15 protein-coding genes are annotated in these 13289 nt (G+C 70.6%); all 15 read right to left on the reverse strand.

The features are described from left to right. Nucleotides 1–51 precede the first annotated feature (51 nt). Nucleotides 52–369: a phage holin family protein gene (locus RSP_RS03245; protein ID WP_011336898.1), complete on the reverse strand. Its 318-nt coding sequence runs from the start codon at nt 367–369 to the stop codon at nt 52–54. A gap of 136 nt (nt 370–505) precedes the next feature. After that, nucleotides 506–844, reverse strand: a complete 339-nt coding sequence (locus tag RSP_RS03250) for a hypothetical protein (RefSeq protein WP_017140105.1) — start codon at nt 842–844, stop codon at nt 506–508. 3 nt (nt 845–847) lie between these two features. Beyond that, nucleotides 848–1165 (reverse strand): hypothetical protein, encoded by a 318-nt coding sequence (locus tag RSP_RS03255; protein WP_011337195.1) that lies wholly within the window; start codon nt 1163–1165, stop codon nt 848–850. Between the two features lie 6 nt (nt 1166–1171). Continuing rightward, entirely contained in the window at nt 1172–2656 is a 1485-nt protein-coding gene (locus RSP_RS03260) for a pyocin knob domain-containing protein (protein WP_011337196.1), read from the reverse strand. Between the two features lie 15 nt (nt 2657–2671). Beyond that, complete coding sequence (locus tag RSP_RS03265; RefSeq protein ID WP_011337197.1) at nt 2672–3562, reverse strand: hypothetical protein; 891 nt, start codon at nt 3560–3562, stop codon at nt 2672–2674. Further along, nucleotides 3562–8568, reverse strand: coding sequence for a hypothetical protein (locus RSP_RS03270; protein ID WP_017140106.1), 5007 nt, complete (start codon nt 8566–8568; stop codon nt 3562–3564). Before RSP_RS03270 ends, RSP_RS03265 begins: the two co-directional genes overlap by 1 nt. A 138-nt stretch (nt 8569–8706) precedes the next feature. Next, on the reverse strand, nt 8707–8892 hold the full coding sequence (locus RSP_RS03275) for a hypothetical protein (protein ID WP_011337199.1): 186 nt from the start codon (nt 8890–8892) through the stop codon (nt 8707–8709). Between the two features lie 134 nt (nt 8893–9026). Beyond that, entirely contained in the window at nt 9027–9413 is a 387-nt protein-coding gene (locus RSP_RS03280) for a hypothetical protein (protein ID WP_011337200.1), read from the reverse strand. Beyond that, nucleotides 9410–9853, reverse strand: coding sequence for a phage tail protein (locus tag RSP_RS03285; RefSeq protein WP_011337201.1), 444 nt, complete (start codon nt 9851–9853; stop codon nt 9410–9412). Before RSP_RS03285 ends, RSP_RS03280 begins: the two co-directional genes overlap by 4 nt. A 9-nt stretch (nt 9854–9862) precedes the next feature. After that, on the reverse strand, nt 9863–10243 hold the full coding sequence (locus RSP_RS03290) for a DUF3168 domain-containing protein (protein ID WP_011337202.1): 381 nt from the start codon (nt 10241–10243) through the stop codon (nt 9863–9865). A 3-nt stretch (nt 10244–10246) separates the two neighbouring features. Next, entirely contained in the window at nt 10247–10804 is a 558-nt protein-coding gene (locus RSP_RS03295) for a hypothetical protein (protein WP_011337203.1), read from the reverse strand. Further along, entirely contained in the window at nt 10804–11136 is a 333-nt protein-coding gene (locus RSP_RS03300; RefSeq protein WP_011337204.1) for a phage head closure protein, read from the reverse strand. Before RSP_RS03300 ends, RSP_RS03295 begins: the two co-directional genes overlap by 1 nt. Beyond that, nucleotides 11133–11474 carry a head-tail connector protein gene (locus tag RSP_RS03305; RefSeq protein ID WP_011337205.1) on the reverse strand — a complete coding sequence of 114 codons (342 nt, stop codon included), beginning with the start codon at nt 11472–11474 and terminating at the stop codon, nt 11133–11135. Before RSP_RS03305 ends, RSP_RS03300 begins: the two co-directional genes overlap by 4 nt. Next, entirely contained in the window at nt 11471–11905 is a 435-nt protein-coding gene (locus tag RSP_RS03310; protein WP_011337206.1) for a hypothetical protein, read from the reverse strand. Before RSP_RS03310 ends, RSP_RS03305 begins: the two co-directional genes overlap by 4 nt. 70 nt (nt 11906–11975) lie before the next feature. Beyond that, nucleotides 11976–13277 carry a phage major capsid protein gene (locus RSP_RS03315; RefSeq protein WP_011337207.1) on the reverse strand — a complete coding sequence of 434 codons (1302 nt, stop codon included), beginning with the start codon at nt 13275–13277 and terminating at the stop codon, nt 11976–11978. Nucleotides 13278–13289 lie beyond the last annotated feature (12 nt).

Raw genomic sequence — 13289 nt, forward strand, 5'->3', positions numbered from 1 at the left:
CCTCCACTATGCGTGTGGGTGCAGATGGCCGCCGGTGGCGCTGCTCCCGTTCTACCCCGCGCTCCTTCCCCGCCAGAGCCGCTCCAGCATCGCCGTGGTGCCGCGCGGCCCGAGATAGGCCAGCATCGCGACGAGGCCCATCGCCGCCCGGCCGTCGAGGTCGAGGTACGAGCTCAGGGCCTCGCCGATGAAGGCCATGGCGACGAGGGCGGGGATCTCCCAGAGGAGCTCGCGGCCGAAGAAGGCGCGGCGGCGGGCGCGCACCTCGCCGGTGTGATACATGAGCCGCCCCATGGCGGCGGCGATCAGCGTGGCGATGGCCCCGCCCCAGAGCGCCGTGATGGTGTCGATCAGTCCCTTTTCCGGCATCGCGCCGCTCCTGTTGTGTGCGCTCCGCGCGTCTGTCGGCCCGGCCGGAGGCGGCCGGGTCTTGTCATGATGATCGGGAAGGCGGGGGCGCCTCAGTCTGCCGGTGGCTCGGGGAAGCCCGACTGATCGATCAGGCTCAGAGCCTCACCTCTGCGGCTTCGACGAACAGCCGATCCGTCTCCTCCGGCGAGAGGCCGAGGAGGAAGGCCAGCGTGTCCGTCGTCTCCGATCCGCGGACGAGCATCGTCGCGCCGCGCAGCGCGGCCCGCATCGCCCAGGGGTAGGAGGCGTCCTCCGCGATGGCCATGGCCTCGGCCCACTTCTCCTCGCCGATCACGATCATGGCCTGCAGGACAGAGACCTGGGCCGGCCCCCGCGCGCGAGCCTCGGCCTGCGCCCTGATGTCCGCGGCCTTCACGAGCCTGCTGTAATCGATGGTCGCGGTCGTCATCATTGCTGCTTTCTTCCTGGTCATGGATCAGCCTTCCGCGGACGGCGGGAGGTAGGGCGGGATCGGGATATCCTGATCCTCGACCTCGACAGTGCCGGGGTTCGGCAGCGGATTGTCCCCGTAATAGCCGTGGGGGAAGACCACCTCGAACTCGAGGACACCGTCGATCCGGGTGACGTTGCTCGTGACCCAGGTGTTGTCCATGGCGTCCCAGGGCAGCACGTCGCCCTCCCCGACGCCGCTGAAGTCGTAGACCATGTCATTGCAGGTCAGGGTGTCCCCCTCGGCCCGGAAGACGGTCAGCTCATACATCCGCCGAAGCGGGACCATGCGAATGCGCATCATGGCGGATTACCTCCAGCGGCCGGTGACGAGAAGATCGACGACCTGCGTGCCTCCGTAGGACGTCGGAGCCAGCAGCATGTAAGCGGCGACGTTCGAGGCCCCCGGCCGGCAGAGGAGCGAGATCACCGAACCGCCCCGGCAGCCGCCGGTCACGCAATGGCCGTTCAGGGCCGCGCTCACGAACTCGACCGGAAGCGTCACCGTCTGCCATTCGGTGCGATAGAGCGAGCCCTGCGCGATGGTCGGACCCGGAACCCCGGTCTGGACCAGGCGGCAAAGCTGTGTCCCATCCGCAAAGCGCACATATTCGGCGCCGGCCGTCTCGCCCTTTTCGATGATGCCGCCGCGGGGGAAGCCGGAGGACCAGCTGACAGCGCCCACGATGTTGCGCTGGTCGTAGGTCAGGAACCAGTCGCCCCAGGTCGTATCCTTCTGCCGGCACCAGCGCCCGGTATCGGTGGCCGTCTGCGGATAGGCGATCTGGATGGCGCGCGCCGCCCCGTGCTGGATGTGCTGCAGGGTGCCGACGCCCATGCCGGCGGGACGGTTCAGCGTGGCGCCCGTGACCTGATAGAAGCCCGTCGTCCCGATCTGGTCCGCATCGTTGCCCGGGATCGGGCGCGCGGTGCCGCCGAGGCCGTAGTCCCCGACCTTCAGGAGGCGGCCGGGCGTGGTGTCGAGATCGCTCTGGGTCACGGCGGTGCCGGAGAGAAGCCCCTGCAGCTCCATGCCGGACGGCGTGAACCGCGCCCGTTCCGTCCCCTGGCAGGTGACGCCGATCTCGTTCTCGGCCGCGAGGAAGAAGCCGGTGTTCGAGCCCACCTCCCCGTTGAAGGTGAGGCCGGGGAAGGTCGGCGTCCCGTCCGGAACGCTGAAGGGAACCAGCGCCGCCGCGCGGCCGGAGCCGACGCGGAACCGTTCCTCTCCCCCGGCCGCGATCCCGAGCAGGTCCGCCGCCGCCCGGAAGATCCCGGTGTCGAGGTCGCCCGCGAAGGTGAGGCCGGGGGCGGCCGCCGCCCCGACGGGCACCACGGCCGGGAGGGTGGACTGGAAGTGGGTGGTGGAGAAGAAGCCGCGCGTGGCGCCGCCGGTGACGAAGTGCAGCACGTCCGCCCCGTCGCTGCGGATCCCGGTGTTCGGATCGGCCTCGAACGCGATCCCCGGCGCGGCCGCCGTCCCGAGCGGCGCCCGGAGCGGCACGGTCGAGGTCAGCGCGAGGGCGGAGACCGTGAGCCGGAGGACGCCGCCGGCCGCGATCCCCAGCGCGTTGCTGCCCGGCCGGAAGAGCCCGGTGTCGGGATCGCCCTTCCAGACGAGGCCCGGCGCGGCCGCGGTGCCGTCGGAGAAGCCCGCGCCGGTGAGATAGGGCAGCAGCGCGTTCAGCTCGGCCACGAAGGCCGGGAACCAGCCGAGGAAGGCGTCGGCATCGTCGTTGAAGGTGCCGGGGTTGCCGCTGTTCGGCGGCGTCGGCGGGGGAGAGAAGAAGTCCATGGGATGTCCCTTGCGTCAGGCGAGGCTCTCGACCTCGGCGCGGCCGTCGCAGATGGCATGGCCGAGGGTCAGGTCGTAATCGCGGAGGATGCCGGCGACGGTGGTGCCCCAGAGGTCGACCCCTTCGCCCGCGTAGAAGACGGCGAGCCGGCTCGAGACCCGCTCCATGATCGACTGGACGCGCGCGGCGCCCTCGAGCGGGACCTGGAAGGCCAGCGAGACGGTGCGGGTGACGGGGCGCGGCACGATATAGAGCCCGCCCCATTCGTCGCGCTGCTTCACGGAATAGTCGACGAGGCCGAGGCCGGTGCCGGCGACCGTGGTGCCGACCGGCGTGTCGCGGCCCATGACGATCTCGCCCACGCGGGTGACGGCGCCCCCCGTGACCGTGATGTCGAGCGTGGCGCCTGCCGGCAGCGGCGCGGCCACGATCACGTTCGGGGTGAAGGCGAACTCGGTGAAGACATATTCCCAGAAGGTGCCCACCGGGTCGCGCGCCACGAGACCCTCCGTCCGGTCGTGGATCGTCACGCCTGCGGGCGTGGTGACCTTCACCCGGACGGAGGCCGCATCGAGGTTGAAGAAGGCGATGCGGTTCAGCGTGCGCGGCAGCCGGATGGAATAGGCGATGGTGGGGCCGCCGACCGTCTGGCCGCCGATCCGCTCGTCGAAGGCGCGCCAGCGGTTGGTGGCCCCGATCCGGAGCCACCAGCTGCCGAGCGTATCGCCCGCCGGATCGTGGCCCGTGTTGCCGTCGGCCACGCTCTCCCAGACGCCGTGATGGGCCACGACGCGGGCGCCGCGGGCGTAGGTCACGCCCGGGCCCCAGGCAGGATGGTCGTCCTCGGGGATGTTGCTCGCGAGGAGCGCCGCCGGCGTGACCGGCGTCGGCAGGATGATCCGCATCAGACGGCCTCCGTCGGGTCGATCCGGACGCCCACCGTTCCGATCCGGCGCAGGTCCTTCGCCGTGGCGGTGGAGGCCTCGGCCCCCTTGCGGGCCCAGACCTTCATCTCGGCGAGCTCGCGCGCGATCTGGGCATTCTCGGCCCGCAGAGCCACGAGCTCGGCCTGCAGATCGCGCACGGCGCCGGCCACCTCGGAGGCGCCCATGGCGGCGCCGCCGAGAATGTCCGCGGTCCGCCCCGCACTGTGGATCCGGCTCGGGCCGGTGGCCTCGAGCTCGGGCCCGAGCTCGCCCACGAGGCGCAGGCCGCCCGCATGCAGGCCGCCCGCGGCGAAGCCCGGGACGTCGAGGCCGATGGCCGACCAGTCGAACACCTCCGGCTTGAACGGCCGCAGCCCCGCGAGGATCGCCTCACGGCCGTGGTTGCGGTAGTGGATGGTCGGGTCGTAGCCGTACTCGTCCGCGGCCACGTCCGGGTAGAGCCGCAGATAATCGGCTGTATCGAGCGGGATCCGGCCCTGCCGCTGCTGGAAGAGGCCCCAGAGGTAGTCCTTCAGGCTCCCCGGCAGCCGGCGGATCGTCTCGATCCCGTCGAGCGGGGAGAAGCCCTCGATGGCCCGCATGACCTGCCCGATGGTCTTGCCGTCGGTCGAGATCCCGGCCTTGGCGGCCATCGCCAGGATCTGCTTGTCGGTGGCAAGGATGTCGCCGGCCGCGTTCGTCGCGAGGCCCCCGGCGAAGGCCGACAGCGCCGCTCCGCGCTCGCGCTGCCCGGCCGCGCGCCCTTCCGCGAGGATCGCGTCCCTCAGATCGTCGAGTGCCGTGCGCAGCGCCGTCATCGGCGCCGTGATCGCCCCCCTCGTCGTGGTCTCGAACCAGCTCGAGAAGCCGGTCGAGGGGTCGAAGGCGAAGCTGCCGCCGAGGGTGATCCGGCCGCCCTGGGCGCCGAGGGCCTTGAGGAGCTCCGCCATGCCGAGATCGGAGGCGGGCTTGTCCATCACCAGCGCGAGCCGGCGCACCGACTGCGCCACGCGAACGGCGGCGAGCGCGCGCAGATCGTCGGGCAGCGCGTCGGTCTTCGCTAGATAGCTGATGCGCGCGAGGTGGTCGGAGGAGGCTTTCGCCGCGATCCAGACCAGATCCGGCGTGAGATCCATCCGCCGCAGCACCATGTCGAGCGAGACCTCGACGCCGCTCGTGGCATTCTTCAGGATGCGGCGCAGGTCGGCCGGGATGTCCGCCGTCGCCATCAGCCCCACGGTCACGTCGATCCGCTCGCGGAGGGCGGCGTAGGAGATCTCCTTCGCCGCCGCGATGGCGCCCTCGAGCGAGCCCAGCTGCGCGTTCAGCGCCGCGATCTGCTCGGGCTTCAACGCCTCGCCGCCGGCGAGGTAATCGCGCACCTCGGTCAGGAGATCGACCTGCTCCCGATAGAGGCTGGCCAGCACATCCTCCTTCGCCCCCTCAAGCCCGGTCACGCCCTGCAGGAGCTGCAGGTCGGAGAGCACCTGCGCCTGCGCGCGGGCCACATCCACCGCCGACCGGGCCTGCCCGCGCACCGCCTCGATATAGGCCGAGGCCGCGCCGGAGACGGCTTTGGCCGCCTCCTGATCGCCCGCCATCGCGCTTGCCAGCATCGTCTGATAGCGCGCCTGCGACTGGGCCGCGGCCACCGCGGGCGAGATCAGCTCGGAGGCCGCGCTGCGCAGATCGCCGATATAGTCGCGCAGCGCCACGGTGACCTGATACCAGCCCTTCGCCGCCGCGGCCGCCCCCCGCTGCGCCTCGGCCGCGCCGGAGATCATCCCGTCGAGATCCGTGCTGATCGTGCCCACGAGGCCCGCCAGCTCGGCCGAGAGGCTCGCCACGCTCGGCAGGATCTGATCCATGACGCCCGCCATGCCCACGAGGGCCGCGTAAAGCTCGCGCCCCCGCTCGGTGGTGAGATCCTGCGCCTCGACCAGCCGGCGATATTCGGCGCGGGTCGCGGGCAGCGCCACGCCCAGCTTGGCCAGCGCCTCGGTCGCCTGCCGCGTCGCGGTCTCCATCCGCTCGGCCTCGCTATAGAAGGCCTGGTAATAGGAGGAGGTGGCGGAGACCATTCCTTCAAGCCCGCCGAAGAGCGCGGCCAGATCCGAGGCCATGCCGGCGGTCACCATGTCCACCGCCCGGAAGCTCATGCCCAGCGTGTCCATGACGCCGTTGACCCCGGTCATCGCCGCGCTCAGCCGCTGCAGGGCCTCGACGAAGCTCTCGCCCTCCTTCACCAGAGCGGCGAGCTCGGGGCGGGTCGAGACGAGGCTGTTGCCCGCGATCAGGTCTGCCAGATCGCCCTGCCGCTTCCGGCCGAAGAAGGCGGAGAGAAGCCGGTCGCCGATGGACCCCTTGAGCCCGCTCACCACCGCATCGGACGTCCCCTCGGCGATCCGCTTCTCGAGATCCTTGATCGCCTGGTCGTTCTTTCCGACATAGCCGAAGGCGCGCGCGGCGAAGCTGTCGCCGAGCTCGGTCAGCTTCTCCTGCAGCTTCGCGCCGATCTCCTCGTCGGAGAGCCCCTTGGTCGAGAACTTCACAGACGCCGCAAAGCCCTTGAAGGCCTCGGCGCCGATGCCGAGCGTGTCCGCAACATCCATGACCGAGGCCTGCATCTGGCTCACGGCCTTGACGATGGGGCTCGCCACCGCCCCGTCTGCGAGGCCATAGCTGGTGCGCCGCGACTTCGAGAGCCCGCCGAACCGGGACTTCTCCACCTTCTTGTAGGTTTCGACCATGGCATTCAGCTCGCGCACGGTGACGCGCAGCCCTGCATCGAGGAGCTTCGTCTTCGAGCCGAAGAAGGAGACGGCCGCCGCCACGGCGGCGATGGGGCCCAGAATGGCGCCCGCCGCCTGCGCGAAGCCGACAAGACCGCTCGTCGCCATGCTGAGCGACTGGCCGATATAGGCAAAGCCCCCGGAGAGGCCGCCGGAGAAGAAGTTCCCGAGCGAGCCCAGAGCCCCGCTGCCGAAGGCGCTGAAGGCATTGCCGATGCCAAGGACCCCGCCACCGCCGCCACCACCGAAGAGGCTCCCCAGCATCCCGAGGCCGCCGCCGCCCATGCCCGGCACGCCCGCCGCGGCCGCGGTGCCGGCGACGCCACCGCCGCCGAGCCCCATCCCGATGACGATCCGGTTACGCGCCGCCGTGGCGATCATCTCGGCCAGCATGCTCTTGAAGCTCCCGAGGACGTTGCTCACGAAGCCCTTGAAGTCCTTGAACCCGCCGGTGACGAACTCGCCCCAGGCCGTGGCCACATCGCCGATGATCGGAATGCCCTCGCCGAGCTCCCGGTTCAGCTCTCCGATGGCGCGCCGATGCTCGTCGGCCGAGAGCAGGCCCTTCTTCGAGAGCTCGCCGAGCTTCGCGATCTCCTCGCGGTACTTCTGAACCGGCGTCTTCAGCCGCTCCTTCCACGCCTTCGCGGCCGTGACCAGATCGGAGAGCTTCTGCTTCGCCCCGCCCGCGGCGGCGCCCAGATCCGACACGTTGTCGCCGAGGTCGGAGACGGGCGCCGCCGCCCCGTCGGCGGCCTCCCCGGTGCCCGTCACCGCGGAGCGCAGCTCGGCCGCGGCGGCAGCGGCGGCGTCGAAGCCCTCGGAGGCCAGCGCCCGGGCCTCCTCCTTCAGCGCCTGCGCCTCGTCGCGCGCGCCCCGGGCGGCCGAGGTCAGGGCATGGACCCCGGACCCGGCCAGGATCGCCATGTTGCCCACCTCGAGCGCCGCCTCGCCCATGCCGGGGACGGCCGCCATGCCCTGCGACAGGTCGCGCAGGAAGTCGGTCCATTTGCGGGCGACGGCGGCGATCATGGTCAGAAAGCCCGCCTCGACCGTCTTCCAGACCGCGTTCAGCGCCGGGCCGAGAGCGGTGGCGCTGGTCTTCATCCCCTCCCAGACGCCCCTCGCGACCCGGCCCATGATCTCCATGGCATTGCCGAGACCGCCCACCGCCTTGACCGTGCGCGTCACTTGATAAGCCAGCTCGCCCACCGCGACCACGGCGATGCCGAGGCCGGTGCGGATCAGGGCCGCCCGCGTCGCGACCAATCCGGCCACGAAGGCCCACGCCGCGCGGGTGGCGACGATCAGGGCCGGGGTCATGGAGACGGCGAGCGCCGCGGCCGCCGTCGCCGTGTAGACCGCGAGCCGGTCGATGTTGTCCGCCACCGCGCCCGCGACCGAACCGATCCCGTCGATCACGCCGCGCAGCAGCCCGCCCTCGCGCATCGAGGTCGTGAAGGCCACGGCCATGGCCTGGACGGCGGGGGCGAGCTCGGCCGCGATCCGGTCGCGGGCGGCCGAGACCGCCGTGGCCATCTGCCCGAGCGCGAGGTGGGCGTCGCGGAGGGCCGCCACCGCATCGTCGCCGAGGATCGCGCCGAGGTCGGCCGCCTGGTCCCCGAGCCGCTCCATCTCGGCGCCGTTGCTTCGCAGAAGGGGGAGCAGCAGGGTCGCGTCATTGGCGATGGCCTCCATGTAGAAGGTCATCTCGGCCTGCGAGACGCCGGCCTTCTCGAGGCTCGAGACATAGAGCTGCAGCGCCTGCGGCCCCGACAGATTGCGGAACTCCTTCGCCGTGACCCCGACCTTCGGGGCGATCTTCTCGAAGAAGTCCTTCATCTCGCCGCCGCCGGTCGAGAGGAAGTCGCCCACCTTGTCGTTCACATCCTTCAGGATGTCGGCGAGCTTCTCCTGCTCGATGCCCACGCTCTTCGAGGTGGCGGACCAGCGCTGCAGCGTCCCGGGCGTGGTGTTCGCGACCTGCGCCAGCCGCGAGATCTCGTTCGCCGCGCGGGCGGTCGGCACGACGATGCCCGTCATGGCGGCGCCGACCGTGGCGCCGATGGCCGAGAGCGCGCCGAAGGCCTTCGCCGCCGCCCCGAGCGAGGACTGCGCCCTCTTCAGGCCCTTCTGGAACTCTGCGCTGTCGAGGCCGAGGTTGACCCGGAGTGCGCCGATGACTGCCGACATGGGAAGCCTCCTCATGGAGAAGGCCGCCCGGAGGCGGCCTGGTCAGTTGCGTTTGTGCGGAGCTGGTCCGGGGACGGCGGCCGGTTCATGTTGCAAGGGGCGGTCTTGGTCCGGCGGCGGGCCGCGCCCTCACGGGGATTACCCGCGCCCTCTGAGCGCCATGCCGATGAGCAGGCCGCGCACCCGCTCGTGGTCGGTATCCCAGCCGGCGTCCGCCTTCTGCGCGGGCGGCGCGCCTGCCTCTGCCGGCGGCTTGTAGTCCGGCATCCTGCCCGGCTGGTGGAAGGCGAAGGCCACGAGGGTCGCGAGCTCGTGCTGCAGCACGCGCCGGTCCTCGATCTCGCGCCGGCGCCGCTTGTAGTCGCCTTCGAGGATCGAGATCAGCTCGCGCGGAGTGAGCCGCCAGAACAGCTCGTATTCCTGCCCGGCAGCGAGCCACCGGGCGAGGAGGTCCTCGATCAGGCCGCGGCCGGCTTGGCCTTGGGCTTCGCCGGCGCCGGGGCGTTTCCCCCGGCGTTCTCGACCTCTGCCTCGGCCTTGGCCGACTCGGGGAAGGCGGCGCGGATCGCATCGCCCAGAAGCCGCGAGGCCTCGGCCAGCCCGATCTCGTCTATCAGGTCGCCCGCCGCATCCTCGCTCAGCCCCTCGTGGCCCATGCCGGCCCAGATCAGCCGCCGGAGCCGCAGCATGTCGCCCTGCGAGCCTTCGCCCTGCATGGCCACGATGGCATCGACGAGGGTCTCCCCCGCGCGCTCCTGATAGCGGACCTGGGCATTGGTGGTGAGCCGGATGAAGCGCTCACGCCCCTCGGCCTCGAACGGGATCGCGCCACGGATCATGTTCATGCCTCCGTCCCCCGCGTCCAGGTGGGCGCGCCGGTCCCGCGGATGTTGAGGTTGATGCCGACCGGGGCGCCGAGGTCGCCCGCTTCGATCTGCGGCACCGGGAAGCCGCGGAACTCGAACACGTCGCCGGTGCTCTGGTCCGGGGCGGGCTTCATCGTCACGCGGTAGTGGATGGGGTTCGGGGCCTCCTGATCGGCGATCATGGCGGCGTAACCCGCCGAGGTGTAGCCCATCGGGATGGTGATCTGGCCGATGTCCTTCAGCCCCTTGATGTAGTCGCGGTAGCCGCCCTCGCTGTCGAGCGAGGTCACATCCTGATAGTCCTGCTCGACGACAGGTACGGCGATGCCCTTGGCTTCCGGGATCACGGTCCAGCCGCTGGTCCCATCGGTGGAGCGCTCCACCTTGGCCCCGTAGGCGATGATCTGTTTCGAGGCCATGTGGCCCTCCTATGCTGAGTAGATGGTGAGGAAGTCGAGCGAGACCCGGAAGGGCCGCCCGGTGTCGTCGCCGGGCTCGCGCAGGTCGCGCGCGCCGTCGAGGAAGACACCCCGGAACCCGCCGCCGCTGTGGCCGTGGAGCACGGCGCGCACGGCGCGGGAAAGCTGCTTCGCTGCGCCGTAGCTTTCGGCGTAGCAGTCGATCTGGACGCGGGCCTGCTGCACTCCGTCAGGCCCGCTGACAGTCAGCCCCTCGCGGTCGCTGATGGTGTTGAGCACGAGCGCGGGGAGCGGGTCGCCCTGGGGGTGGCGGCCGAAGTTGACCCGCCTGCCGGCAAGCGCCGTCACCCCGCTGGAGACCAGCAGGAGCGCGCGGAGAGCTTCTTCCATGGGTCAGCCCCCTGCGGCTTTCGCTGCGGCCCGGGCCGCGCGCTTCTCGGCGCGGACGATGGCCTTCCGGATTTCGGCCCAGATCTCGACCTTGAGCCGCCCGAGCAGGGCCTCTCGATCCTGATCCCATGCGGGCCGCATGTAGGACTGCGGTGCCTGCTTGATGGAGCCGAACTCCTGCACCACCGCCTTGATGGCCGCTCGCTTCGACGCCTTGATGGGGCCCATGTAGAGCTCGATCGCGCTGAGGTTGCCCGCGTCGGTTGCCGCCCGGCGCGCATCGCGCAGGGCGGCTCGGGCCTCTCCCACAGAGCCGCCAGCGCGCATCACGGCTCCGAACTCCGCCTTCCCGATCTCGGCGCCGCCGCCCACGGCCTTGGCCGCGACGGTGATGCTCTTCGACAACTCCTCTGTGTCTTTCGGGGCGAGACCGCGGGCGATCTCCGCCATCGGCTGCAGGGACTTCACACCGGCGCGGCGCAGGGCGCCCCGAGCGGCCCCCTTGCTCAGGCGCGCCAGCTGCGCCTCGAGCTCCTTCAGCCCCTCGACCTTGACCCGCATCAGTCGATCCTCGCCGCCGCCGTGATCTCGATCCACTGCCGCCGGGTCTCCGGCGGCTCCTTGATACCGGTGATGTCGAACTCCCGACCTTCGCAGACGAGACGATCCTTCGGATTGATGGCGGCCGCGAAGGCCGACCACCGCACCGTGAAGCGGGTCGTGACGCCGGCCGCGACCTCGGCCGCGCGCCAGCGCTCGCCGTCGCTGAGATCCGCGCGGGCGGCCCAGACCGGCGATCCGTGATCGGACCACGTCTCAACCTCGGCGAAGCCATCGTCCACCAGGGCAGCCCGGCGGAACTGGATCCTGCGGTCGAGCTTCTCGGCCTTCATGGCCGCTCCTCCGGCAGATCCCGCCACGCGCGATAGGGCTCCATCAGGCTCCGCACCGGCCCGGGCAGGTCGGGGGCGGCTTGCGTCCACTCGCCGTCATAGATCATGCCGACCAGCAGCATCACCGCGACGTGGAAGGCGCGCGGCGCAACAATGGCAAGCGGATCATGGTCGGGGTCACCCGGCGCCGGGATCAGCGCGGCGTCGGCGTAGACGGGGCGATCCAGGAATGCCGTCAGCCGCTCCTCCACCGCCTCGGCATAGAGAACGATCAGGCCATTCTGGATCTCGGCACTGGCCCGAAGATGCTCCTTCAGAATGGCCAGATCGGTGATCATTCGGAGCCGCCCCCCTCACCGCCGGCCGCCTTGGCGGCATCGGCTTGGCGCTGCTGCTCGGCCTTCGCCTCCTGCTCCGCCCGCTCACGAGCAGCTGCCGCGTCCTTCTCGGCCGCGGCTTTCGCCTCCTTCTCGGCCTCCTTCCGCGCGACCTCGGCCTTCTTGCGGGCGGCTTCCGCCTCGCGCTCGGCCTCCTTCTCGGCCTTCTGGCGCGCGGCCTCGGCCTCACGCGCCGCTGCGGTCTCGGCATCGAGCCGGGCCTTGATGCCGGCGGCGCGTTTCTTCGCGACATCGGACAAGCCCTCCACGAAGTTGCCGCCCTTCACGAGGCGGGCGCCGAGGTCGGCATCCACCTTGATCGGCACATGCGCACGCGCACGCCCGTAATCGCCGACCTGCATGCGCAGCGGCGTGACCGTCATCTTCGACATGGTCTCTCTCCAAAGGGGATCGGAACTGAGAGGCGGGCCCGAAGGCCCGCCCCGGTCACCTGCGCCGCGATCAGGCGACGCGGCCGAAGTCGCCGTAGATCAGCGCGGCCGCACGCTTGATGGCCAGCGCCAGCCGCTTCTCGGCCCGCACGGTCAGCATGTTCTTCACGAAGTTGTCCCGGTCCTCGGACGAGATCAGCACCTCGGTGTCCATGCGGTCGTAGATCGTGGCGGCCGCGCGGAAGGCCCCCACGAGGAACTTGTCCTCGTCGATCTCGGTCGTCGGCACCACGGGGCGGCCCCAGAGCACGGGACCGGCCAGCTGCAGCGGGTTCGCAAAGATGTAGCGGTTCTCGGAATCCTTGGCCGTCTCGATCAGCGCCCAGTCGATCTCGTTGAGCACCATCCCGTCCGCCGGATAGAGAGCGAGGCTCGCCTCCAGCAGCGCGAAGCGCAGCTTGTCGATCGCCGTGGCGCCCGCGGGCTCGTAGACGCCGGAATAGGCGCTGGCGTTGGTGATCAGGCCCGACAGGTGCTGACCCTCGCCGTCGCCCGAGAGGATCTCCGCCTCCTCGGTCAGGTCGAGACCGTAGCGAAGCTCGCCGTCGATCTCGCCCTGCAGCTGGTCGGCATCTTCCAGAGCCTGCCGCGAAACCGGGATCCAGTGCGCGATGGTTCGCACCGGAGCGTCAGCGGCCTCGTATTCCAGCCCGCTCTCGGGCTTCAGCGCGCCTTCCGCCACGACGCCGGCGGCATTGGTGCGGGCCTTCATCCGGGCATACTGGACGAGGTTCGAGTTGGTGGTGGACCGGCTCAGAAGATCGCGGACGAACACCTGCCGGCGGGGGAGACCCACGATCTCGGTCTCGCGCTGGGGCGCGATCAGCGGGCCGGCCGAGGCCGAACCCGAGGTAATCGCGTTCTGCACGATGAGAGTGATGGTGCCCTTGCCGTTGAAGGCCTTGACCTGGGCGTCCATCGAGATTGCCTGCCCGAGGGTCTGGCGCGCAGTGCCCCCGCCCCGGCGACCGGACATGCGCTGCTCGATGTCGAGGTTGCGCGCATCCATGTCCTCCAGCCGCTGCTGCAGCTTGGCGACCGAATCCTGCAGGGCGTTCTGCGCGGTCAGCAGACTGTCGGCCTTGACCTTGGTCTCGTCCGAGAGCTTGCCCGCGTTCTTCGCCTCCTGGAAGGCGGTGTCGGCCGTCTTGCGGACGTCATTGCCGATGCGGTCGAGCTCCTGCTTGACCTCCTTCAGCAGGGCTTCGAGGTTGCCCGCGCCACCCTCTGCCCGGGGGGCACAGAGCACGGCATGGGGCTGGGTCGCCGCGAGGAGCGCGGACGCCACCAGCGGCATGTTCAGATGTTTCATGGTGATCTCCGA

It is taken from the genome of Cereibacter sphaeroides 2.4.1 (assembly GCF_000012905.2).
Classification (GTDB): Bacteria; Pseudomonadota; Alphaproteobacteria; order Rhodobacterales; family Rhodobacteraceae; genus Cereibacter_A; species Cereibacter_A sphaeroides.

Coding starts and splice junctions, on each gene's coding strand:
- RSP_RS03265 (WP_011337197.1), bottom strand. CDS start 3,562: ATGCGGATCATCCTGCCGACGCCGGTCACGCCGGCGGCGCTCCTCGCG.
- RSP_RS03310 (WP_011337206.1), bottom strand. CDS start 11,905: ATGTCGAAGATGACGGTCACGCCGCTGCGCATGCAGGTCGGCGATTAC.
- RSP_RS03290 (WP_011337202.1), bottom strand. CDS start 10,243: ATGGAAGAAGCTCTCCGCGCGCTCCTGCTGGTCTCCAGCGGGGTGACG.
- RSP_RS03255 (WP_011337195.1), bottom strand. CDS start 1,165: ATGATGCGCATTCGCATGGTCCCGCTTCGGCGGATGTATGAGCTGACC.
- RSP_RS03270 (WP_017140106.1), bottom strand. CDS start 8,568: ATGTCGGCAGTCATCGGCGCACTCCGGGTCAACCTCGGCCTCGACAGC.
- RSP_RS03315 (WP_011337207.1), bottom strand. CDS start 13,277: ATGAAACATCTGAACATGCCGCTGGTGGCGTCCGCGCTCCTCGCGGCG.
- RSP_RS03280 (WP_011337200.1), bottom strand. CDS start 9,413: ATGAACATGATCCGTGGCGCGATCCCGTTCGAGGCCGAGGGGCGTGAG.
- RSP_RS03260 (WP_011337196.1), bottom strand. CDS start 2,656: ATGGACTTCTTCTCTCCCCCGCCGACGCCGCCGAACAGCGGCAACCCC.
- RSP_RS03250 (WP_017140105.1), bottom strand. CDS start 844: ATGACCAGGAAGAAAGCAGCAATGATGACGACCGCGACCATCGATTAC.
- RSP_RS03285 (WP_011337201.1), bottom strand. CDS start 9,853: ATGGCCTCGAAACAGATCATCGCCTACGGGGCCAAGGTGGAGCGCTCC.
- RSP_RS03245 (WP_011336898.1), bottom strand. CDS start 369: ATGCCGGAAAAGGGACTGATCGACACCATCACGGCGCTCTGGGGCGGG.
- RSP_RS03305 (WP_011337205.1), bottom strand. CDS start 11,474: ATGATCACCGATCTGGCCATTCTGAAGGAGCATCTTCGGGCCAGTGCC.
- RSP_RS03300 (WP_011337204.1), bottom strand. CDS start 11,136: ATGAAGGCCGAGAAGCTCGACCGCAGGATCCAGTTCCGCCGGGCTGCC.
- RSP_RS03295 (WP_011337203.1), bottom strand. CDS start 10,804: ATGCGGGTCAAGGTCGAGGGGCTGAAGGAGCTCGAGGCGCAGCTGGCG.